The organism is Enterobacter sp. 6722112, from assembly GCF_058661685.1.
On record NZ_JBZWGR010000007.1, the window covers coordinates 325,511 to 347,241 of the forward strand.

Genomic DNA, 21,731 nt, shown 5'->3' on the forward strand with positions numbered 1-21,731 from the left:
GCGAAGGGGCGCAACTGCGCCCCGAAAGAGAGAATTAAACAATCTGCAACGTGCCCTGACGGAACTTACGCTGGTAAACCACAGTAGTCAGCGCCATTGGGATGATAATCGCCACCGCCATCGCCAGCGCAAATACCTGCCAGAACGCGGGCTGAATGGAGAGGATACCCGGCAGGCCGCCGACGCCAATCCCGTTCGCCATCACGCTGTTCAGGCCGCACAGCAAGCCCGCCAGACCGGAGCCGATCATCGCGCAGAGCATCGGGAAGCGGTATTTCAGGTTGATACCGTACATCGCCGGTTCAGTGACGCCGAGGTAAGCGGAGATGGCAGCCGGAACGGAGATCTCTCGCTCGTTGTGCTTACGGCTGACGATGATGATGCCGGTTACCGCCGAGGCCTGCGCAATGTTAGACAGGGCGATGATCGGCCAGACAGGCGTACCGCCGAGGCTCTGGATCATCTGCATATCAATCGCCAGCGTGGTCTGGTGCACGCCGGTGATCACCAGCGGAGCGTAGAGGAAGCCAAACAGCGCGGCACCGATTGGCGCGAAGCTGCCGGTCATCAGGTGACGGACCGCGAAGGCCACGCCGTCGCCAATCATGCGGCCAAACGGACCGATAAAGGCGTGCGCCAGGAACACTGCCAGGATCAGCGAGCAGACCGGGACCACCACCAGATAGAGGTAATCCGGCACGATGCGCTTCAGGCGCGTCTCAATAAAGCCCAGCGCCAGGCCCGCCAGCAATGCCGGGATCACCTGCGCCTGATAGCCGACTTTGGCGATGGTAAACAGGCCAAAGTTCCACACCTCTGGCGTTTGCTGACCAAGTAAGTAAGCGTTCATTAACTGCGGAGAGACCAGCGTCACGCCGAGCACGATACCGAGAATTGGCGTTCCGCCCATCTTGCGCACCGCGGACCAGCAGATCCCGACCGGCAGATAGAAGAAGATCGCTTCGCCAATCAGCCACAGGAAGTCATAGATGCTTTGCAGCGCCGGGTACATCTGCGCCAGGGTTTTGCCGTCGCTCATTGGCACATCGCCGATGACGTTACGGAAGCCCAGAATTAAGCCCCCGCTGATCAGCGCTGGCAGCAGCGGGAAGAAGATCTCCGCAAAATGGGAAATCAGCTGCTCATGCCATTTCATATTCTGGCGCGCGGCCTTCTTCGCCTGCTCTTTATCGGCGGAAGAGTGCCCGGTAGTCGCCAGCAGAGCCTGATAGTAATCGCCCACTTCGGTACCAATCACCACCTGAAACTGCCCGGCGTTGGTGAAGCAGCCTTTAACCATAGAAAGCTCTTCAATGGCCTTCGGGTTGGCTTTGGCCGGATCGTTAAGCACGAAGCGCAGGCGGGTAATGCAATGGCTGACGGTGGCGATGTTATCGCGTCCGCCGACCAGGACGATCAGCTGATCGATATCTGTTTGTTTGACTTTACTCATCATGAAACCTCATGACAGATGGTGATAGGGGTTATGACCTGTGCGCAAGCCTACTCCTTCAACGTGACGGCGAAAATGGGAACGTTCCCGAAATCGGGCGAAGATCACAATAATCTATTCAAAAGAATTATGAGAGATGGGCAGGAATAACGATCTGACGGGGTTCGGTACGCCCGGTAATCTGCTCGATCAGCTGCGCGGCTGCCTGCCGGCCAGACTCGGCATAACCCGGATCAACGCTGATAATCTCCGGGTGTAAGAACTTCATCAGCGGCGTGCTTCCCACGCTCGCTAATTGCAGCTCCCCGATGCGCTGCTCCTGTAAATATTTGCTCGCACCTAATGCCAGAGTATCCGTGGCGCATACCAGGGCGGTGGTTTGTGGCGTCAGCACGCTGGCGACCTGTTCATATCCCTGTTTCATACCCAGACCAGGCAGCGCAGCCACGGCGGGGAGATTGTGTTTTTTACAAAACGCCAGGTACGCTTCATGGCGACGCTTGCCGGTGGTGATGTCAGCATGCGGCACGCCGAGATAGCTAATATGCCGATGGCCCTGTTCATACAGGCGCTGCATCAGGATCACGATCGCCCCTTCGTCATCGTAACAGACAGAGGCAAACCCGCTGGCGTCGCGCGCCAGCAGCACCAGTGACGGCTGCCAGGGTTTAAGCACGTCCTCTTTTAGGCCGGTAAATCCGAACAGCACCACCCCATCAATATTACGGCGCTGAAGCATGCCGAGATGCTCCTCCACCATTTGCGCGGAGAACTTGCTCTCCATCATGATCGGATCGTAGCCCTGCTCGTAGAACGCGGGCAGCATCGTCTGTACGGCGAGGTTTTCGGAGAGGGAATCCAGACGCGAGACAATAATGGCGACCACTTTATCGCTCTGCCCGCGCATGGCGCGCGCGGAGCGGGAAGGGGAAAAACCGTGCTGATTCATCACCGCCTCGACGCGCTCGCGTGTGCGCTCGCTGACACCGCTTTCGTTGTTCAGCACGCGTGAGACAGTCGATTTCCCCACGCCGCTTAAACGCGCGATATCTTTAATCGTAAGGCGGTTCTGCATGCTGTATTCCCTGTAACATCGATAAAATAATCAATTGAGCCTAATGCTATCCTGCGAATTCGCTATGGGCAAAGTCTGGTTTACGTTTGGTTTATTTGCAGGGCGTTATAATACCGCCCGATTAGTCACAAACGGTATGGATAAATCACTATACTGCGTGCCGATACCCAACTTTTTACTTACCGGAGGCCACATGGATCCCGATCCCACACCTCTCCTGACCAGGAGAAAACCTTCTTTCCGGTAAGCCAGCCTTTTGCTGTCTCACCGGCGTGAGGCAGCAACGTTCATACGTTCCTGCTTGATAAATTAAGTGCCTGACAGGTACGGCTTTGCCACGCCTGCGGGAAAACTGCGTCCGCCTTTGCGGATGCGGGGGAATGACTATGCTGAAGAATATCACCCGGCAGCTGCAAGCGCTGCTGAGCCGTCACCTGCCACATCGCCTGATTGCGCGCGATCCGCTGCCAAATGCCAACACCATGGCGGGAGCGGCAATCCCCGCTTCCCTGACCGAGCGCTGCCTGAACGTGGCGGCGATGGATGAAAACGAAGTCTGGCGCGCCTTTGGCGGCCACCCGGAAGGGCTGAACGCGCAAGAAGTGTCAAAAATCCGCGCGGAACATGGCGATAACCAGATCCCGGCGCAGAAAACCTCTCCCTGGTGGGTCCACCTGTGGCTCTGCTACCGCAATCCGTTCAACCTGCTGTTGACTGTGCTCGGGATTATCTCTTACGCCACTGAAGATCTGTTTGCCGCAGGCGTGATTGCCCTGATGGTGGGGATCTCCACGCTGCTGAACTTTATTCAGGAAGCGCGCTCCACCAAAGCGGCGGACGCCCTGAAAGCGATGGTCAGCAACACCGCCACCGTGTCGCGCGTGATTAACGACCTCGGCGAGAACGCCTGGATTGAGCTTCCCATTGACCAGCTGGTGCCGGGCGATCTGGTGAAGCTGGCGGCGGGGGACATGATCCCGGCGGATTTACGCGTCATCCAGGCGCGGGATCTGTTCGTCGCGCAGGCGTCACTCACCGGTGAGTCCCTGCCCGTAGAGAAGGTAGCGCGGACCCGCGATCCGCAGCAGATGAACCCGCTGGAGTGCGACACCCTGTGCTTTATGGGCACCACGGTGGTCAGCGGCACCGCGCAGGCGATTGTCACCGCCACCGGCGGCAATACCTGGTTTGGACAGCTTGCCGGACGCGTCAGCGAGCAGGAGAGCGAGCCGAATGCGTTCCAGAAAGGCATTGGCCGCGTCAGCATGCTGCTGATCCGCTTTATGATGGTCATGACGCCGATTGTCCTGCTGATCAACGGCTACACCAAAGGCGACTGGTGGGAAGCGGCGCTGTTCGCGCTCTCCGTGGCCGTTGGCTTAACGCCGGAAATGCTGCCGATGATTGTCACGTCCACGCTGGCGCGCGGGGCGGTCAAACTCTCTAAACAAAAGGTGATCGTTAAACACCTCGACGCCATCCAGAACTTTGGCGCGATGGACATCCTTTGCACCGATAAAACCGGCACCCTGACGCAGGACAAAATCGTGCTGGAGAACCACACCGACATCGCCGGAAAAACCAGCGAGCGCGTGCTCCACAGCGCCTGGCTGAACAGCCACTATCAGACCGGGCTGAAAAACCTGCTCGACGTGGCGGTGCTGGAAGGGGTGGACGAGGAGTCTGCCCGCATGCTCTCCGGCCGCTGGCAGAAGGTGGATGAAATCCCGTTCGATTTTGAACGGCGCCGCATGTCGGTGGTGGTCAGCGAGCAGCCGGAGGTGCATCAGCTGATCTGCAAAGGGGCATTGCAGGAGATCCTGAATGTTTCCACGCAGGTGCGCCATAACGGGGAGATCGTGCCGCTGGATGAGACCATGCTGCGCCGCATCAAACGCGTCACCGATAACCTGAACCGTCAGGGGCTGCGCGTGGTGGCGGTAGCCAGCAAGTTCCTGCCCGCGCGGGAAGGGGACTACCAGCGTATCGATGAATCCGATTTGATCCTCGAAGGTTACATCGCCTTCCTCGATCCGCCGAAAGAGACCACCGCGCCCGCGCTGAAAGCGCTGAAAGCGAGCGGGATCACCGTCAAAATCCTGACCGGCGACAGCGAGCTGGTGGCGGCCAAAGTGTGCCACGAAGTCGGCCTGGACGCGGGTGACGTCGTCGTGGGGAGCGACATTGAGCACCTGACCGACGATGAGCTGGCCGAGCTTGCCCAACGCACCACGCTGTTTGCCCGCCTGACGCCGATGCATAAAGAACGCATCGTCACTCTGCTGCGTCGCGAAGGGCACGTAGTGGGCTTTATGGGCGACGGCATCAACGATGCGCCAGCCCTGCGTGCGGCGGATATCGGTATCTCCGTGGACGGCGCGGTGGATATTGCCCGTGAAGCGGCGGATATCATTCTGCTGGAAAAGAGCCTGATGGTGCTGGAGGAGGGCGTCATCGAAGGGCGTCGCACCTTCGCCAATATGCTCAAATACATCAAAATGACCGCCAGCTCCAACTTCGGCAACGTCTTCAGCGTGCTGGTGGCGAGCGCGTTTCTGCCGTTCCTGCCGATGCTGCCGCTGCATCTGCTGATCCAGAACCTGATGTACGATGTCTCTCAGGTGGCGATCCCGTTTGATAACGTGGACGACGAGCAGATCCAGAAGCCGCAGCGCTGGAACCCCGCCGATCTGGGGCGCTTTATGCTGTTCTTTGGGCCGATCAGCTCCATCTTTGACATTCTGACCTTCTGCCTGATGTGGTTTGTGTTCCACGCCAACACGCCGGAACACCAGACGCTGTTCCAGTCCGGCTGGTTTGTGGTGGGACTGCTGTCGCAGACGCTGATTGTGCACATGATCCGCACCCGCCGCATTCCGTTTATCCAGAGCCGTGCCGCGTGGCCGCTGATTGTGATGACGGGCATTGTGATGGCGCTCGGGATCGCGCTGCCGTTCTCGCCGCTGGCAAGCTACCTGCAACTTCAGGCGCTGCCGCTGAGCTACTTCCCGTGGCTGGTGGCGATCCTCGCGGGCTACATGGTACTGACGCAGATGGTGAAAGGGTTCTATAGCCGTCGGTATGGGTGGCAGTAAATTATGTTTGCCGGGTGGCGGCTTCGCCTTACCCGGCCTACTCCCGAAACGTAGGCCCGGTAAGCGCAGCGCCACCGGGCAATAGCTTTCCTCCCAAATTCAACAACCTGTGATCTCTGTCGGCGCATTCGCTTGACGACAATTTGAGCGCATGTTAACAGAATGTTTTGCCTTTATTTGGCCCGTCAGATAAGGAACATTCATGTTACGGTACAGTCTCTTAACCGCCGGGCTTATGCTCGGCGCTTCCGCCTTTGCCGCCCCGGCAGGCGACCTTCCCTTAATGCCCTGGCCTGCGAAGGTTGAACGCCCGACCACTCAGGGCGCGCTGGTGCTTAACAATCAACTCTCCGTGAGCGTCAGCGGCGACGATCTGGGGGATGCGGTCAACCGCCTGCGCCAGCGCATTGCGCTGCAAACCGGCTGGACGCTACAGCCGCAGGCCGAAAAACCGGACAAGCCGACTATCCGCATCGCCATCGCCAAAAAGGTGAAGCCGCAGCCGCTGCCGGACAGCGATGAGAGCTATAAACTCACGGTGGACGCCAACGGCGTAAATATCTCTGCCAACACCCGCTTTGGCGCGCTGCGCGCCATGGAAACCTTGCTTCAGCTGATGCAGAACGGCGCCGAAAACACCTCGATCCCGTGGGTGACCATTGAAGATTCGCCGCGCTTCCCGTGGCGCGGGCTGCTGCTCGATTCGGCGCGCCACTTCCTCCCGATTCCGGATATTAAACGCCAGATCGACGGCATGGCCGCGGCCAAACTCAACGTCCTGCACTGGCATTTGACGGACGATCAGGGCTGGCGCTTTACCTCGAAGCGTTATCCAAAATTAACCCAGCTTGCCAGCGATGGGCTGTTCTACACCCCGGAGCAGATGCGCGAGATTGTGCGTTACGCTGCCGAGCGCGGCATACGCGTGGTGCCGGAAATTGATATGCCGGGCCACGCCTCGGCGATTGCCGTCGCCTACCCGGAGCTGATGAGCGCGCCGGGGCCGTACGCCATGGAGCGCCACTGGGGCGTGCTGAAGCCGGTGCTGGATCCAACCAAAGCGGCAACTTATACCTTTGCCGACGCGATGGTCAGCGAACTGGCGGCGATCTTCCCGGATCCGTATCTGCATATTGGCGGCGATGAGGTTGACGACAGCCAGTGGAAAGCGAACGCTACGATCCAGACGTTTATGCGCGACAACAAACTGGCGGACAGCCACGCGTTGCAGGCGTATTTCAACCGCAAGCTGGAGACGATCCTTGAGAAGCACCACCGGCAGATGGTTGGCTGGGATGAGATCTACCATCCCGATCTGCCGAAAAGCATTCTGATCCAGTCCTGGCAGGGACAGGACGCGCTGGGGCAGGTGGCGCAGAACGGCTATAAGGGCATTCTCTCAACCGGTTTCTACCTCGATCAGCCGCAATCCACCGCCTACCACTACCGCAATGAAATTGTGCCGCAGGGGCTGAACGGCGTGGATGTGATAGCGGACACCGACAGCGTCCAGAGCTGGGCTTTCTCCATGCCGCGTCTGAAAGGCAAGCCGGTGGAAGGCAGCTTTACGCTGGTGAAAGGCGATGCCGGGTGGCGTGGATTTATTGATTTTGCTGGAAAATCGCGTCGGGCGGTGGATAACATTCAGTGGCGGGACGACAACCAGGTAACGTTTACCGTTGATACCTGGATGGGTGAAACGCGTCCGGTCGTTTCTGTTGAGAACGATAAGCTCAGCGGCTATTTCCTGGTGGGTAACGCCCGCTACCCGATCGACGGCACGCGTCTGGACGCGGTGCCAAAAGGCATACCGCCGGTGGTGCCGGACCCGGCGGACGAGGCCAATCTGCTCGGCGGTGAAGCCGCGCTGTGGGCGGAAAACGTGGTCGCGCCGGTGCTGGATATCCGTCTGTGGCCGCGCGCCTTTGCGGTGGCGGAGCGGCTATGGTCGGCAAAGGACGTCAACGACATCGACAACATGTATACCCGGCTCCAGGCGATGGACAGTTGGTCCACGGTGTCGGCTGGACTACAGCAGCATACCCAGCAGCAGGTGCAGTTCACGCGCCTCGCCAACAATGCGGATACCCTTCCGCTGCAAATTCTCGCCCAGGCGCTTGAACCGGCGCAGTATTACACCCGCCAGCATCTTAAGTTCCAGGCCGGAAACTATCATCAGTTTGAGCCGCTCAACCGGCTCGCTGACGCGCTAAACGCGGAAAGTGCGACCGTGCGTCAGATGAATAAATGGGCGGACCGTCTGGTGAGCGACGCGGAAGACACGGAAAGCGCCGACGCGCTGCGCCACGTCTTTAACCGCTGGCAGAACAACACCAGCGATGCGCTGGCCTTGAGTGAAAACAGCTATCAGCTGAAGGCCATTAAGCCGGTGATCCAGGAGGTGGATAAACTGGCCTCGATTGGCCTGAGGCTGACGGATCTGGTGGCGCGTCAGGGCACGCTGGACGACAACGAGATCGCGTCGATCCAGAGCGAACTGGATAACGCGGCGACGATCCAGGACGAGGTGGTGATTGCGGCGGTATATCCGCTGGAGACGCTGCTTAGGGCGACGCGGAATCAGTAACAAATGCGCCCGGTGGCGCTACGCTTACCGGGCCTACGTGACGTGTAGGCCCGGCAAACGAAGTGCCGCCGGGCGTGAAGGCAACTCAGTTCTTCAGCACCCACGCCTCTTTCCAGTGCGCGCCCACGCCCGGCTCAAACTGGTTTGCGGTTGGGCTGTACTGCACGCAGTAGCCGCTATACGGGAACGGTTTACACTCGTAGGTCTTACCGTTTTTAGGCTGTAACACCACGGTGCCCGGTTTGTAGGAGGCAATGCTGTCCGGGAAGATAAAGTCATGCGGGCCGCTGCTGTCCGCCGCGTCGCTTTCCAGCATCAGGTTTAGCACGTCCTGCGCGAACAGGGTGCCGTCTTTGTTGGTGGCGTAGTATTTCAGCATATGGTGGCCCGCCGTGACGTCAGTCAGCGTCATGGTCACGTTTTGATTGACGTTATTCATATCCTGCTTCAGGTAACCTTTTTCGGCACCGTGGTGGTTCATCACGTGCGCTTCAAAATTAACGTCACCCTGCGTGTTCACATGGAAGGTCACAATCACATTGCCATGTTCGATTTTGCTGTATTGCAGATCGGAAACGGCGATGGTCTCGCTCACCTGCGCCTTTTGCTCTTCATAAGAGATGGCAACGGATCTCAGCGTGCTGCCGTCTTTCACGAATACGCTGTTGGCGCCGTGAATCGGGCTGATTTCACCGGCTTCATCTTTCACACCGACGCGGACATCGCTATGAGCGGTGTTGATCTTCTGCGCCAGATCGTAGGACCACTGGTTAGCGTCGCCTTGTTCTGAAGAGCCGATGGTCATTTCAGTACGCAGGGCGGCAACTTCCCCGTTGGCGTCGAAGAAGCGTGCAATCACTTTATCGCCCACGTTCAGGTTATTCCCGGCAATCTGTCCGCTCAGGGTTTTACTCCACTGGGATATTACCGCTGGGGTATCGTCCGGCGTGACGTTGCCGCCGTTACCGAAATCAACGTCAATGGCCTGATAGAAACTGTTTGTGGTATCCGCAATTTCCCACACGCCATAAATAACCTGGTAGCCCGTACGTTCCGGGACATTACAGGTCATGGATTTTGTCATGGACGGTGCCTGACCATTCCCGTTAATAGTACAGAACGGCGTTAATTCGAACTGGTCACGGGTCAGCGGTTTATTGGGGTCCCAGTTTTGTTTGGTAATGTAATAACGCCAGTTGGTGGTTTTATGCGGCGCGGTATGGTGCCAGACAAATTCATGCGGGCCTGCCGTCATGGGGCTTTTAGTCCAGGCGTTCAGGCTCTGCTTATCAAGCTGGGAGTAGCTGGCAATACCGGCGCTGGCAAGCTGGCCGTCAGGCGGCATTGCGCCCGTCGGGAAGCCGGAGGTCTTTTCTACGCTCTGCGGTTCATATTGTACAGAGCCACAGTCAATATTCTGGCCGAGCTTACACATATAAGCGCGGCTGGCGGGGGATTCTATATATCCGTGTGCAAGTGCGGAAGACGCAACCGCTAATGTGGCAACGGCCAGCGCGATCTTAGAGAGTTTCATTCTTCATCCATTAATTAGAATATAACAAGGCAGCGTCAGTCTATTAATGGAGTGGGGGATGCGTCATTGCCTGGAGAGAGTAAAAATGGTCGCAATAAAAAAGGCAGCCTGAGCTGCCTTCTTTTTATTGAAATAAATTAGCGACGTACGGCAATCGCTTCAATTTCAATTTTTACGTCTTTTGGCAGACGCGCCACTTCCACACAGGAGCGCGCCGGGAAGGTGGCGTTGTGCTCGGTGAAGAACGCTTCATAAGTGGCGTTAACGGTGGCGAAATCGTTCAGATCTTTCACGAACACGGTGGTTTTGACGATATCGCCCACTTTCAGGCCGGCAGATTCGACGATCGCCTGCACGTTTTCCAGCGACTGACGCGCCTGCGCCGCTACGTCGGCTGGCACTTCACCGGTTTTTGGGTTCACTGGGATCTGACCAGAAGTGATGATCATGCTGCCCAGATCAACGCCCTGAACGTATGGGCCGATAGCCGCTGGTGCATTTTCCGTCGCGAGTACTTTGCTCATTTTTTCTCCAGAATTACAGCGTTAAGAATGTTCCCGGCCATTATAACAGCCGGGATTTCATTACCAACCTCAATTAGTTGGCCAGCACCACATAATGAGAAAACTCTTTTTCGCAGTATTTGCATTTGAGTGCAATGTCATTGGCGCGCTTTTTCACTGCGAAACTGGAGGAAACCGGCTCAGCATGACTGATGCAGTTGCTGTTCGGGCAGACCAGCACGCTTTCGATGCGATCCGGCAGGCTTGGGCGGGATTTGCCCACCACGTCGTAATCGTCGATGCGGTTAACCGTGGCGTCCGGCGCGTACAGAGACAGCTGGTTGACCTGCTCGTCGGTCAGGAAAGTGTTCTCGATCTTGATCAGGTCTTTACGGCCCATTTCGCCCGACGGCAGGTTCAGGCCGATGGTGATGCGCTGGTCGGTTTCAGTCAGTTTGAACAGCGTCAGCAGCTTAAAGCCCACCTGCGCAGGGATGTGGTCAATCACGGTGCCACGCTTGATGGCTTCAACCTGGAGTTTGTTATCGTGTGTCATGGTCGTCTCCCCTTACAGAGCTAATTCGCGATTCAGAACCAGTGCCAGTAACGCCTGGCGGGCGAAGATGCCGTTTCCGGCCTGCTGGAAGTACCAGGCGTGCGGCGTTTTATCCACGTCTGTGGTGATCTCATCGATGCGCGGCAGCGGATGCAGCACCTTCATGTTGTCGCGCGCGCCCTCGAGGTCGCTGGCGCGCAGGACGAACTGCGCCTTCACGTTGGCGTACTCGGATGGGTCAAGACGCTCTTTCTGCACGCGGGTCATGTAGAGAATATCCACGTTGCCCATCACTTCTTCTATGCTGGCGTGCAGGCTCCACGCGATGCCTTTTTCGTCCAGCATATCGAGAATGTACTGCGGCATCGCCAGCGCGTCCGGCGCGATGAAGAAGAAGCGGTTGCCGTTAAATTTCGCCAGCGCCTGGGTCAGGGAATGGACGGTGCGGCCATATTTCAGGTCGCCGACCATGGCGATGTTCAGGTTCTCAAGCGTGCCCTGCGTCTCCTGAATGGTGAACAGATCCAGCAGGGTCTGCGTCGGGTGCTGGTTGGCACCGTCACCGGCGTTCAGCACCGGAATGCCGCCGGAAAACTCGGTCGCCAGACGCGCCGCGCCCTCCTGCGGGTGGCGCATCACAATCGCGTCCACGTAGGTGCTGATGACTGAAATGGTATCCGCCAGGGTCTCGCCTTTTTTGCCCAGCGACGTGTTGCTGCTGTCCGAGAAGCCCACCACGCTCGCGCCCAGGCGGTGCATGGAGGTTTCGAAGGAGAGGCGGGTGCGGGTGGAGGCCTCGAAGAAGCAGCTCGCAATCACCTTGTGCTTCAGCAGCTCCGGTTGCGGATTGGCCTTCAGTTTTGCCGCGGTTTCCAGAACCAGTTCCAGCTCTTCGCGGCTGAGGTCGTTTATGGAAATGATGTGTTTTTGATAAAGCGGATTCATGTTTATCTCCTGACGCCGGGCAAAAAAAAGCCCCTCAAATGAGGGGCTCTGGGAATAGGTTTAGCAACGGGAAGAAAAACGGCAGGCCAGCGTCTGATTTCAGACGCGGTAAGACGATATGTCGTACACGCTTGACCATGCTTCCTCCCGGCAAATTGTCGGGCATTATACGCAGCTCGCTTTTGGGATCAAGCGATTTAATGCACGCTTTACTCAATGCAAACGGTTCTTTATGAATATTAATGCGTTCTGAGCAAATAATTAATTTGCTTATGCACCAGCGCGGTGCGCTTCACCACGCGGGGCGCGACCCAGACAATACTGCTTCCGGCCACCACGCCTAAAATTTCCGGTAACTGGTGATAATCCAGAATACGCGCCACCGCGCGGCCATATCCGGCGACGGTATGGATAAGGATAAATTCGCTGTTGTGCTCCACGCTCACCACCATTTCAGAGACGGTACGCGCCGCGTCGGGGGCCGGGCGCAGCTGGGGATTCAGCGAATAAATCTTTAGCCCTTTGGCATTGCGAATTTTTATGACACCGAGCAACTTGAGCAGACGTGAAACGGTGGACTGGCTGATGGTCTCAAAACCCCGCTCCTGTAAGTCGCGGCGGATCTCCTCCTGGGAGAGATAGCTCTTTTCCGCGATCAGACGCTGGCAGACCGTTAGCTGTAGTTGCTCTTTGGGAGAGTACTCTTCGTAATCCATCATAGTTCCCATATCAGTTCCCGAAATAACCGGTGGCACCGCACCGATCCGTAGGCCGGATAAGCGCAGCGCCATCCGGCAAATTACAACAGGGCGCCCAGGCTTAACGCCACCATAATCACCACCGTTAAAATCCCCAGCAGCGGCGCGACCCATTTCAGATAGCGCACGTAGGGCACGCGGGCGATAGCCAGCCCGCCCATCACGACGGCAGAGGTGGGAGTGATCAGGTTAACGATGCCGGACGCCGACTGGTAAGCCGTAACCACCAGGTCGCGGTTGACGTTAGCGAAATCGGCAAGGGGCGCCATGATCGGCATCGTCAGAACGGCCAGGCCGGACGAAGAAGGCACAAGAAACGACAGCACCACTTCCAGCCAGTACATCACGTTGATGAACGCCACCGTCGACAATCCGGTGACCATTCCCTCGGCGCTGTGCAAAATGGTGTGGGTAATCATGCCCTTATCCATGATCACTACGATACCGCGCGCGATGCCGATAATCAGCGCGACGCCCAGCAAATCTCGCGCGCCGTTGATAAAGGTTGAGGTCAGCTCCTCTTCGCTCATGCGGGCGATCAGCCCGACGATAATCGCGCTGGCGAGGAACACCGCCGAGATCTCCGCCATCCACCAGCCCAGCACCGCCACGCCGTAGATCATCACCGCGAAGGCGAGGGCGAAGATCACCAGGATGAGTTTGCGCACCGGGGTAAACTCCAGCGACTGCTCGCCCTTGTTGCCGAGGAAGTGGGCGAGATTCTCTTCCTGCTTATCCGCCACGATCGACAGCGACGGATCCTTGCGCACCTTGCGGGCATAGCGCATTACCCACGCCACGCAGATGATCCAGCCGATCACCAACAGCGCGATGCGCAACATGATGCCGTTGGTGAAGGGGATCCCGGCGGCGTTGGCGGCGATCACCGTGGCGAACGGGTTGATGGTGGAGCCGAGGGTGCCGATCCCCGCGCCGAGCAGCACGGTGGACGCAGCAACCACCGGATCGAACCGCGCCGCCAGCATCACCGGCACCAGTAAGGTATAGAAGGGCAGCGACTCTTCTGCCATGCCGTAAATCGTGCCGCCTGCGGCAAACAGCGCCATCAGGATCGGGATCATCCACTCTTCGCGGCCGCGTAGTCGGGTAGTTACGCGCTCGATCCCGGCGTCTATCGCCCCGGTTTTAGTGACGATCCCGAGGAATCCCCCGATGATAAGGATAAACAGCGCCACGTCGATGGCCCCGGCCTGGCCGGATTCTGGATCGTACAGCCCGGCAATCGGCGCCATCAGCACCGAAACCAGCCCCTGCGGGTGCGCTGCCACGTGCGCGTAGGTGCCAGCAACCGGCACTTCTTTACCGAGCGCCTCGTTCATTGCCATATGGTACTGCCCGGCCGGAACAATCCACGTCAGCACGGCAACCACGGCAATCAGAAAAAAGAGAATGGTGTAAGCGGAGGGAAACTTGAACTTGCCCATGATGTTCTCCTGAACCCGGCGCACCCCGCGGCGCGCCGGGCGGTGATTAGTCGCCGAGTGTCGCCACCATGACCGCTTTAATGGTGTGCATGCGGTTCTCTGCTTCGTCGAAGACGATGGAGTTCGGTGATTCGAAGACCTCTTCCGTCACTTCCAGCCCCTTCAGGCCGTACGCCATTTCGATTTCGCGGCCCACTTTGGTGTGCTCGTTGTGGAACGCCGGCAGGCAGTGCATGAACTTGACGTTCGGGTTACCGGTGGCCTTCATCACGTCCGCGTTAATCTGATATGGCTTCATCAGGCTGACGCGCTCGGCCCAGGCCTCCTTCGGCTCGCCCATGGAGACCCACACGTCGGTGTAGAGGAAATCGGTGCCCTGCACGCCTTCCTCCACGTCGTCGGTGAGGGTGATGCGCGCGCCGGTCTCTTTGGCGATGGCGCGGCACTGCTCAACCAGGCCCGCCTCCGGCCAGAAGGATTTCGGTGCAACCAGGCGGATATCCATCCCCATTTTGGCCGCGCCGACCATCAGGGAGTTGCCCATGTTGTTCCGCGCATCGCCCAGGTAAGCAAAGCTCAGCTCCGGCAGGGTTTTGCCCGGAGAGTGCTCCAGCATGGTCATCAGGTCGGCGAGAATTTGGGTGGGGTGGAACTCGTCGGTCAGACCGTTCCACACCGGCACGCCCGCGTACTCGCCCAGCTCTTCAACGATGGCCTGGCCGTAGCCGCGATACTCGATGCCGTCATACATGCGGCCCAGCACGCGCGCGGTGTCCTTCATCGACTCTTTGTGGCCAATCTGCGAACCGCTTGGGCCGAGGTAGGTGACCTGCGCGCCCTGGTCGAACGCACCCACTTCGAAGGCGCAGCGGGTGCGGGTGGAGGTTTTTTCAAAGATCAGGGCGATGTTTTTCCCGACCAGGGTTTGTTTTTCGCGTCCGGCTTTTTTGGCGGCCTTCAGCTCGATGGCGAGATCGATCAGGTACTGGATCTCCGCCGGGGTGTAGTCCAGCAGTTTCAGGAAGTTGCGGTTTTTCAGGTTAATGGTCATGGGGAAATCCTTTTTAAAATTTGTGCTGTCTGATGCCCTCACCCCGGCCCTCTCCCAAAGGGAGAGGGGGCGTGCATTCCCTCTCCCTTTGGGAGAGGGTTAGGGTGAGGGGAAAACGACTCAGTTACGAATCAACGTGCCTTTCTCGCCCGCCAGGATCTCCGCGCCGTCGGCCAGCGCGCCGATCCCGGCAATGCCGTTGCAGGCCTCAACAAACTCGCGGCAGGCGGCCACTTTCGGCCCCATCGAGCCGGCGTCGAACTGCATGCCTCTGAGCAGCTCCGGTGTCACCTGCGCCAGCGGGCGCTGGGTTGGCTTGCCCCAGTCGAGGTACACCGCGTCGGCATCGGTGAGGATCAGCAGGGCATCGGCCTCGATCTGGCGCGCCAGCAGGGCGGCGGAGAGGTCTTTGTCGATCACCGCCTCAATGCCGCGATAGCCGTTGGCGTTTTCCACTACCGGCACGCCACCGCCGCCGTTGCAGATCACCAGGTGGTCGCGCTGAATCAGCCCCGTGATGGCGTCACTCTCGACGATGCGCTTCGGCTGCGGCGACGGCACCACGCGGCGGAAGTAGCTGCCGTCGGCCTTAAACACCCAGCCTTTTTCCGCGGCCAGCGCTTTAGCCTGGGCTTCGCTGTAGACCGGGCCGATGTACTTGGTCGGGTTGCTGAACGCCGGGTCGGCGGCGTCCACTTCCACCTGCGTGAGCAGGACGCTGACCTCGCGCTGGGGCAGATTGTTTTTCAGCGCCTGCTGGAGCATGTAGCCGATCATTCCCTGGCTTTCGGCGCCAAGAACGTCCAGCGGGTAGGGAGTGACTTTGTCGTAGGCGCTGTTTTGCAGCGCCAGCAGTCCGACCTGCGGGCCGTTGCCGTGCACCAGCACCACGCGCCACTGTTCCGTTAAGCCGGCGATGGTGCGGGCGGCCTGCTCAATGTTCTGGCGCTGGATGTCCGCTTCAAGCGGCTCGCCGCGCTTGAGCAGCGCGTTGCCGCCAAGGGCCACAACCAGAGTGGGTTTTCGTTCCATGATGGCTCCTTTAAATTCCGTCGCGTTCCAGTGGGCAGCTCATGCAGCGCGCGCCGCCGCGTCCGCGTCCCAGTTCGTCGCCCGGGATCGGCAGCACGGTGATGCCCGCTTTGTCGTACTTCTCGTTGGTCCAGACGTTGCGCTCGTAGCCGATCACCACGCCCGGGCGGATGGTGAGGACGTTGTTGGCGTCGTTCCACTGCTCGCGTTCGGCTTCAAAGGCGTCGCCGCCGGTGGTGATCAGGCGGACGTGGTTAATGCCGAGGGCTTTCTCGATGGCGTGCAGCAGGTCGGTTTCCTGGGTGCGCAGCAGGCCGCCGCGTCCGTCCGGGGTGAGCGTCCAGCACTGGGCGTCCTTGCGCACCACTTCCGGGTAAACGGAGAAGGTGTCCACGTCGATGTGGGTCATCACGGTGTCGAGGTGCATGCAGGAGCGGTGTTTCGGCAGTTCAACGGCAATCACGCGCTCGGCCTGGCGATGTTTAAACAGGCTGTTGGCGAGGAACTCCACGCCCTGCGGCGTCGTGCGCTCGGACATGCCGATCAGTACCGCCCCGCGACCAATCACTAATACGTCGCCGCCTTCTAAGGTGGCGTGGTCGTAATTAATATTCTCGTCGCCGAAATACTTAATAAACTCGCCGTCGGCAAATGCGGGGTGCCAGCGATATATTGCCCGCAGGTTATTGGTTTCACGCTGGCGGGCGGGTTTCGCCATCGGATTAATGGAGACGCCGTTATATATCCAGCAGGAGGTATCGCGGGTAAATAAGTGGTTCGGCAGCGGCTTCATAATAAAATCATTCGCCGTGTGGGTATCGACCACCATATTTTTAATGGCCGCCGGAATTTCACCGTAGGTTAATCCGCCGCTTAATCTGCGCGCCAGTTCGCGGTGCGGCATATCCGCCAGCCAGCCGCGCACGTCGGCGGCAAAGGTTGGTCCCAGGCGATAGTCGGAGATTTGTGTTTCAAGAAGCCAGGCTTTTGCTTCAGCAATATCAAGCGTTTGCGTAAGAAGGTCGGTCAACAGCAGGACTTCCACACCCTGCTCGCGCAGCGTGTTTGCGAAGATGTCATGCTCTTCACCCGCCCGTTCAACCGAGAGCACGTCATCAAATAGCAGCTCCTGACAGTTTGAGGGGGTTAACCGTTTCAGACTTAAATTAGGACGGTGCAGCATAACGCTACGCAATTGACCAATTTCAGAACCGACGTAATGCTTTTCCATAATTATTCCTTTAACTTTTTTTCAGAATAAAAAGGGCATGCGCCATGTGATGTGTTTAATTTCATGGCGGCTAAGCTCAATTGATTTCGTGATTTATAGTAGGCGCTTAAATAATGGTTATTGTGACATTGCTCACGCGAAAACCGATATTGAGTAGTTTATTTTCAATTGCATGATTCGTATCAGATAATGATTAATTTCATATTATTAAGGGATGAATAGCTAAGCAGGAACGGGTGGCAATATTTGAAGTTGTTATTATTTTGTAGAATCACACGCTTTGAAATATTTAGTTATGTTGTTGATTTTAATGGATAAAATGTTGTCACGGGAATAGCTATGCAATAATGACAGTTAACTATTTTTCACTTAAGAGAAATCAATAAATAATTATGGATTTTTAAAGGAAATAACCAAAGTGGTAAAGTGTGATACACCAACAGGTTTTGTGAGTTATGTTTTAAATTCAGTGAGTTAGATCCTATGTGCAAAGTGCATGAAATGAGGTTATGCATAACCACTGCATAAATGCCTGTGTGCAATTAACAGTGGATTAACACATTTCCCGATAAACATGCGCTGACGCAAATCTTGTCAAAAAAGGGCTGGTATGGAAGAGGCAATTCTCGTATAAAACATAAAAATGAAACAATGTTTTAATCTTAGGGTTGTATCATGATTATTGGCAATATTCATCATCTCCAGTCCTGGCTGCCAGAAGAGCTGCGCCAGGCCATTGAGCACGTTAAGGCCCACGTCAGCGACGCGACGCCGACCGGCAAGCACGACATCAACGGCAACAGCCTGTTTTATCTGGTTTCGGAGGACATGACCCAGCCGTTCGCCGAGCGTCGCGCTGAATACCATGCGCGCTATCTGGATATTCAGATTGTGCTGAAGGGTCAGGAAGGGATGACCTTCAGCACCCTGCCGCACGGTACGCCGGACACTGACTGGCTGGCGGAAAAAGACATCGCGTTCCTGCCGGAAGGCGATCAGGAGAAAACCGTGGTGCTGAGCGAAGGGGATTTTGTAGTGTTCTGGCCGGGCGAAGTGCATAAGCCGCTGTGCGCGGCGGGAGCGCCGGCGCAGGTGCGTAAGGTTGTGGTGAAGATGCTGGTAGAGTAACCCCTCACCCCGGCCCTCTCCCAAGGGGAGAGGGTGTAAAAGTTCCCTCTCCCCTTGGGAGAGGGTTAGGGTGAGGGAACCAGACCGCACCCACGCATAATGTGATCCAGCTTAAACTTCCCGCACTCCCTCCTCATCTCCCATTTACCTGCGCTTTTTCTGCGTCATAGTATGATCGTTAAATTAATGAACACTGTTCTATAATGTAGAACAAAATGTTTCAACAAGGAGATCTCATGCCGCAGTCCGCGTTGTTCACGGGGATCATTCCCCCTGTCTCCACCATTTTTACCGCCGATGGCCAGCTCGATAAACCGGGTACCGCCGCGCTGATCGACGATCTGATTAAAGCAGGCGTCGACGGCCTGTTTTTCCTGGGCAGCGGCGGCGAGTTCTCCCAGCTCAGCGCCGAAGAGCGTAAAACCATTGCCCGGTTTGCGATCGATCATGTCGATCGTCGTGTGCCGGTCCTGATCGGCACCGGCGGCACCAACGCCCGGGAAACCATTGAGCTGAGCCAGCACGCGCAGCAGGCGGGCGCGGACGGCATCGTGGTGATCAACCCTTACTACTGGAAAGTATCGGAAGCGAACCTGATCCGCTATTTCGAGCAGGTGGCCGACAGCGTCACGCTGCCGGTGATGCTTTATAACTTCCCGGCGCTGACCGGGCAGGATCTGACCCCGGCACTGGTGAAAACCCTCGCCGACTCGCGCAGTAACATCGTCGGCATCAAAGACACCATCGACTCCGTCGCTCACCTGCGCAGCATGATCCACACCGTTAAAGGCGCCCATCCTCATTTCACGGTGCTGTGCGGCTACGACGATCATCTGTTTAATACCCTGCTGCTCGGCGGCGACGGGGCGATCTCGGCCAGCGGCAACTTTGCCCCACAGGTGTCGGTAAATCTTCTGAAAGCCTGGCGGGATAACGACGTGGCGAAAGCGGCTGAGTATCATCAGACCCTGCTGCAAATCCCGCAGATGTATCAGCTGGATACGCCGTTTGTGAACGTCATTAAAGAGGCGATCGTGCTCTGCGGTCGTCCGATTTCTACGCACGTCCTGCCGCCAGCCTCGCCGCTGGACGAGCCGCGCAAGGCGCAGCTGAAAACCCTGTTACAACAGCTCAAACTCTGCTGAGCCGGACGATAACGATGACCATTGAGAAAATTTTCACCCCACAGGACGATGCGTTTTATGCGGTGATCACCCACGCGGCGGGGCCGCAGGGCACGCTGCCGCTGACACCGCAGATGCTGATGGAATCCCCCAGCGGCAACCTGTTCGGTATGACGCAGAACGCCGGGATGGGCTGGGATGCCAACAAGCTCACCGGCAAAGAGGTGCTGATCATCGGCACCCAGGGCGGCATCCGCGCCGGAGACGGACGCCCGGTCGCGCTGGGCTACCACACCGGGCACTGGGAGATCGGCATGCAGATGCAGGCGGCGGCGAAGGAGATCACCCGCAACGGCGGGATCCCGTTCGCCGCCTTCGTCAGCGATCCGTGCGACGGTCGCTCGCAGGGCACGCACGGCATGTTCGACTCCCTGCCGTACCGCAACGACGCGGCGATCGTGTTTCGCCGCCTGATCCGCTCCCTGCCGACGCGCCGGGCGGTGATCGGCGTGGCAACCTGCGATAAAGGGCTGCCCGCCACCATGATTGCGCTGGCTTCCATGCACGATCTGCCGACCATTCTGGTGCCGGGCGGGGCGACGCTGCCGCCCACCGTGGGGGAAGATGCGGGCAAAGTGCAGACCATCGGCGCGCGCTTCGCCAACCATGAGCTCTCCTTGCAGGAGGCCGCCGAGCTGGGCTGTCGCGCCTGCGCGTCGCCGGGCGGCGGGTGTCAGTTCCTCGGTACGGCGGGCACCTCGCAGGTAGTGGCGGAGGCGCTGGGTCTGGCGCTGCCGCACTCTGCACTGGCGCCGTCCGGGCAGGCGGTGTGGCTGGAGATCGCCCGCCAGTCGGCACGCGCGGTCAGTGAACTGGATAACCGTGGCATCACCACGCGCGATATCCTCACCGACAAAGCCATCGAAAACGCGATGGTGATCCACGCGGCGTTCGGCGGCTCCACTAATTTACTGCTGCACATTCCAGCCATCGCCCACGCGGCGGGCTGCACGATCCCGGACGTTGAACACTGGACGCGCGTCAACCGCAGGGTGCCTCGCCTGGTAAGCGTGCTGCCCAACGGCCCGGACTATCACCCGACCGTGCGCGCCTTCCTCGCGGGCGGCGTGCCGGAGGTGATGCTCCACCTGCGCGATCTCGGCCTGTTGCATCTGGACGCCATGACCGTCACTGGCCAGACAGTGGGCGAGAACCTCGACTGGTGGCAGAGCTCGGAGCGCCGTAAGCGCTTCCGCCAGTGCCTGCGCGAGCAGGACGGCGTGGAGCCGGATGACGTGATCCTGCCGCCGGAGAAGGCAAAAGCGAAAGGGCTGACCTCGACGGTCTGCTTCCCGACGGGCAACATCGCGCCGGAAGGATCGGTGATCAAGGCCACGGCGATCGACCCGTCGGTGGTGGATGACGATGGCGTTTACCGCCACACTGGCCGGGTACGGGTGTTTGTCTCGGAAGCGCAGGCCATCAAGGCCATAAAGCGGGAAGAGATTGCGCAGGGCGATATCATGGTGGTGATCGGCGGCGGGCCGTCCGGCACCGGTATGGAAGAGACCTACCAGCTTACCTCCGCGCTGAAGCATATCTCGTGGGGCAAGACGGTGTCGTTAATCACCGATGCGCGCTTCTCGGGCGTGTCGACGGGGGCCTGCTTCGGCCACGTATCGCCGGAGGCGCTGGCGGGCGGGCCGATTGGTAAGCTGCGCGATAACGACATCATTGAGATTGCCGTGGACCGCCTGACTCTGACCGGTAGCGTGAACTTCATCGGTACCGCGGACAACCCGCTAACGCCGGAAGAGGGGGCGCGCGAGCTGGCGCGGCGGCAGACGCACCCGGACCTGCACGCTCACGACTTTTTGCCGGACGATACCCGGCTGTGGGCGGCATTACAGTCCGTGAGTGGCGGCACCTGGAAAGGCTGTATTTATGACACCGATAAAATCATTGAGGTAATTAACGCCGGTAAAAAAGCACTCGGCCTTTAATTATTATTTGAGAGAAAGTCGCCTGCGGAAAATATTCCGCGGGCGGTTTTTGCTTGCCTTTAATTTGATAATTTAAACAATGACTTGTGATATATCGTTAGCGTCACAAAAGCGAAATAACGTAATTCAGAAATAAGATATGACCATTGCTGGTTAATTGAGCAGCTCATTACACTCCAGTAACACAATGTTGTAATTCAGCACACTACAT

Annotated in this window: 17 protein-coding genes and 1 pseudogene; 6 read left to right on the forward strand and 12 right to left on the reverse strand. The window is 58.1% G+C overall.

The annotated features are described in order from the left end of the window. Window positions 1-34: 34 nt before the first annotated feature. Together treB and treR are read right to left on the reverse strand one after the other, a co-directional pair. The gene (gene treB / locus AC4OVU_RS03115) at window positions 35-1,453 is read right to left on the reverse strand and encodes a PTS trehalose transporter subunit IIBC (protein ID WP_020480548.1); all 1,419 of its coding nucleotides are present in this window, start codon (window positions 1,451-1,453) and stop codon (window positions 35-37) included. 127 nt (window positions 1,454-1,580) lie between these two features. After that, window positions 1,581-2,528, reverse strand: coding sequence for a trehalose operon repressor TreR (gene treR, locus AC4OVU_RS03120; RefSeq protein WP_015572520.1), 948 nt, complete (start codon window positions 2,526-2,528; stop codon window positions 1,581-1,583). 386 nt (window positions 2,529-2,914) lie between these two features. On the opposite strand from treR, the gene mgtA reads away from it, so the two are divergent. Then, the gene (gene mgtA, locus AC4OVU_RS03125; RefSeq protein ID WP_110292713.1) at window positions 2,915-5,623 is read left to right on the forward strand and encodes a magnesium-translocating P-type ATPase; all 2,709 of its coding nucleotides are present in this window, start codon (window positions 2,915-2,917) and stop codon (window positions 5,621-5,623) included. Between the two features lie 202 nt (window positions 5,624-5,825). Next, the gene (locus AC4OVU_RS03130) at window positions 5,826-8,210 is read left to right on the forward strand and encodes a beta-N-acetylhexosaminidase (protein ID WP_129541595.1); all 2,385 of its coding nucleotides are present in this window, start codon (window positions 5,826-5,828) and stop codon (window positions 8,208-8,210) included. Window positions 8,211-8,295: 85 nt separating this feature from the next. Here the strand turns inward: AC4OVU_RS03130 and gbpA are convergent, their stop codons facing one another. The 5 genes from gbpA to AC4OVU_RS03155 all read right to left on the reverse strand — a co-directional run bounded on the left by gbpA (window position 8,296) and on the right by AC4OVU_RS03155 (window position 11,887). Continuing rightward, the gene (gene gbpA, locus AC4OVU_RS03135; RefSeq protein ID WP_047731181.1) at window positions 8,296-9,744 is read right to left on the reverse strand and encodes an N-acetylglucosamine-binding protein GbpA; all 1,449 of its coding nucleotides are present in this window, start codon (window positions 9,742-9,744) and stop codon (window positions 8,296-8,298) included. Window positions 9,745-9,881: 137 nt separating this feature from the next. Next, complete coding sequence (ridA, locus tag AC4OVU_RS03140) at window positions 9,882-10,268, reverse strand: 2-iminobutanoate/2-iminopropanoate deaminase (RefSeq protein ID WP_003863373.1); 387 nt, start codon at window positions 10,266-10,268, stop codon at window positions 9,882-9,884. A 73-nt stretch (window positions 10,269-10,341) separates the two neighbouring features. Further along, window positions 10,342-10,803: an aspartate carbamoyltransferase regulatory subunit gene (pyrI, locus tag AC4OVU_RS03145; RefSeq protein ID WP_003863370.1), complete on the reverse strand. Its 462-nt coding sequence runs from the start codon at window positions 10,801-10,803 to the stop codon at window positions 10,342-10,344. A gap of 12 nt (window positions 10,804-10,815) precedes the next feature. Continuing rightward, window positions 10,816-11,748, reverse strand: a complete 933-nt coding sequence (gene pyrB / locus AC4OVU_RS03150) for an aspartate carbamoyltransferase (protein WP_003863368.1) — start codon at window positions 11,746-11,748, stop codon at window positions 10,816-10,818. Between the two features lie 34 nt (window positions 11,749-11,782). Next, the gene (locus tag AC4OVU_RS03155) at window positions 11,783-11,887 is read right to left on the reverse strand and encodes a pyrBI operon leader peptide (RefSeq protein ID WP_071524139.1); all 105 of its coding nucleotides are present in this window, start codon (window positions 11,885-11,887) and stop codon (window positions 11,783-11,785) included. On the opposite strand from AC4OVU_RS03155, the pseudogene AC4OVU_RS03160 reads away from it, so the two are divergent. After that, a pseudogene (locus AC4OVU_RS03160) lies at window positions 11,867-11,984 on the forward strand (hypothetical protein). The gene AC4OVU_RS03155 and the pseudogene AC4OVU_RS03160 sit on opposite strands and share 21 nt — an antisense overlap. A gap of 3 nt (window positions 11,985-11,987) precedes the next feature. Here AC4OVU_RS03160 and AC4OVU_RS03165 read toward each other — a convergent pair. From AC4OVU_RS03165 to arcA, 5 genes are all read right to left on the reverse strand, one after another. After that, on the reverse strand, window positions 11,988-12,467 hold the full coding sequence (locus AC4OVU_RS03165; protein WP_003863366.1) for an arginine repressor: 480 nt from the start codon (window positions 12,465-12,467) through the stop codon (window positions 11,988-11,990). Between the two features lie 80 nt (window positions 12,468-12,547). After that, window positions 12,548-13,951 carry a YfcC family protein gene (locus AC4OVU_RS03170; protein ID WP_022646882.1) on the reverse strand — a complete coding sequence of 468 codons (1,404 nt, stop codon included), beginning with the start codon at window positions 13,949-13,951 and terminating at the stop codon, window positions 12,548-12,550. Window positions 13,952-13,997: 46 nt separating this feature from the next. After that, window positions 13,998-15,002 (reverse strand): ornithine carbamoyltransferase, encoded by a 1,005-nt coding sequence (gene argF, locus AC4OVU_RS03175; RefSeq protein WP_003863360.1) that lies wholly within the window; start codon window positions 15,000-15,002, stop codon window positions 13,998-14,000. A 120-nt stretch (window positions 15,003-15,122) separates the two neighbouring features. Continuing rightward, the gene (gene arcC, locus AC4OVU_RS03180; protein ID WP_110292712.1) at window positions 15,123-16,034 is read right to left on the reverse strand and encodes a carbamate kinase; all 912 of its coding nucleotides are present in this window, start codon (window positions 16,032-16,034) and stop codon (window positions 15,123-15,125) included. Window positions 16,035-16,044: 10 nt separating this feature from the next. Next, window positions 16,045-17,265, reverse strand: coding sequence for an arginine deiminase (gene arcA, locus AC4OVU_RS03185; RefSeq protein ID WP_015572525.1), 1,221 nt, complete (start codon window positions 17,263-17,265; stop codon window positions 16,045-16,047). Window positions 17,266-17,940: 675 nt separating this feature from the next. On the opposite strand from arcA, the gene AC4OVU_RS03190 reads away from it, so the two are divergent. The 3 genes from AC4OVU_RS03190 (at window position 17,941) to yagF (ending at window position 21,520) form a co-directional block, all read left to right on the forward strand. Further along, on the forward strand, window positions 17,941-18,393 hold the full coding sequence (locus AC4OVU_RS03190) for a YhcH/YjgK/YiaL family protein (protein ID WP_110293230.1): 453 nt from the start codon (window positions 17,941-17,943) through the stop codon (window positions 18,391-18,393). Window positions 18,394-18,629: 236 nt separating this feature from the next. Further along, complete coding sequence (gene yagE, locus AC4OVU_RS03195) at window positions 18,630-19,538, forward strand: 2-keto-3-deoxygluconate aldolase (RefSeq protein ID WP_032647056.1); 909 nt, start codon at window positions 18,630-18,632, stop codon at window positions 19,536-19,538. Between the two features lie 14 nt (window positions 19,539-19,552). Then, window positions 19,553-21,520, forward strand: a complete 1,968-nt coding sequence (gene yagF / locus AC4OVU_RS03200) for a xylonate dehydratase YagF (protein WP_045344401.1) — start codon at window positions 19,553-19,555, stop codon at window positions 21,518-21,520. The last annotated feature ends 211 nt before the right edge of the window (window positions 21,521-21,731 follow it).

Bases quoted from the DNA above. Each gene is read 5' to 3' on its own strand.
- treB (WP_020480548.1), bottom strand. From the start codon at position 1,453: ATGAGTAAAGTCAAACAAACAGATATCGATCAGCTGATCGTCCTGGTC.
- treR (WP_015572520.1), bottom strand. From the start codon at position 2,528: ATGCAGAACCGCCTTACGATTAAAGATATCGCGCGTTTAAGCGGCGTG.
- mgtA (WP_110292713.1), top strand. From the start codon at position 2,915: ATGCTGAAGAATATCACCCGGCAGCTGCAAGCGCTGCTGAGCCGTCAC.
- AC4OVU_RS03130 (WP_129541595.1), top strand. From the start codon at position 5,826: ATGTTACGGTACAGTCTCTTAACCGCCGGGCTTATGCTCGGCGCTTCC.
- gbpA (WP_047731181.1), bottom strand. From the start codon at position 9,744: ATGAAACTCTCTAAGATCGCGCTGGCCGTTGCCACATTAGCGGTTGCG.
- ridA (WP_003863373.1), bottom strand. From the start codon at position 10,268: ATGAGCAAAGTACTCGCGACGGAAAATGCACCAGCGGCTATCGGCCCA.
- pyrI (WP_003863370.1), bottom strand. From the start codon at position 10,803: ATGACACACGATAACAAACTCCAGGTTGAAGCCATCAAGCGTGGCACC.
- pyrB (WP_003863368.1), bottom strand. From the start codon at position 11,748: ATGAATCCGCTTTATCAAAAACACATCATTTCCATAAACGACCTCAGC.
- AC4OVU_RS03155 (WP_071524139.1), bottom strand. From the start codon at position 11,887: ATGGTCAAGCGTGTACGACATATCGTCTTACCGCGTCTGAAATCAGAC.
- AC4OVU_RS03165 (WP_003863366.1), bottom strand. From the start codon at position 12,467: ATGATGGATTACGAAGAGTACTCTCCCAAAGAGCAACTACAGCTAACG.
- AC4OVU_RS03170 (WP_022646882.1), bottom strand. From the start codon at position 13,951: ATGGGCAAGTTCAAGTTTCCCTCCGCTTACACCATTCTCTTTTTTCTG.
- argF (WP_003863360.1), bottom strand. From the start codon at position 15,002: ATGACCATTAACCTGAAAAACCGCAACTTCCTGAAACTGCTGGACTAC.
- arcC (WP_110292712.1), bottom strand. From the start codon at position 16,034: ATGGAACGAAAACCCACTCTGGTTGTGGCCCTTGGCGGCAACGCGCTG.
- arcA (WP_015572525.1), bottom strand. From the start codon at position 17,265: ATGGAAAAGCATTACGTCGGTTCTGAAATTGGTCAATTGCGTAGCGTT.
- AC4OVU_RS03190 (WP_110293230.1), top strand. From the start codon at position 17,941: ATGATTATTGGCAATATTCATCATCTCCAGTCCTGGCTGCCAGAAGAG.
- yagE (WP_032647056.1), top strand. From the start codon at position 18,630: ATGCCGCAGTCCGCGTTGTTCACGGGGATCATTCCCCCTGTCTCCACC.
- yagF (WP_045344401.1), top strand. From the start codon at position 19,553: ATGACCATTGAGAAAATTTTCACCCCACAGGACGATGCGTTTTATGCG.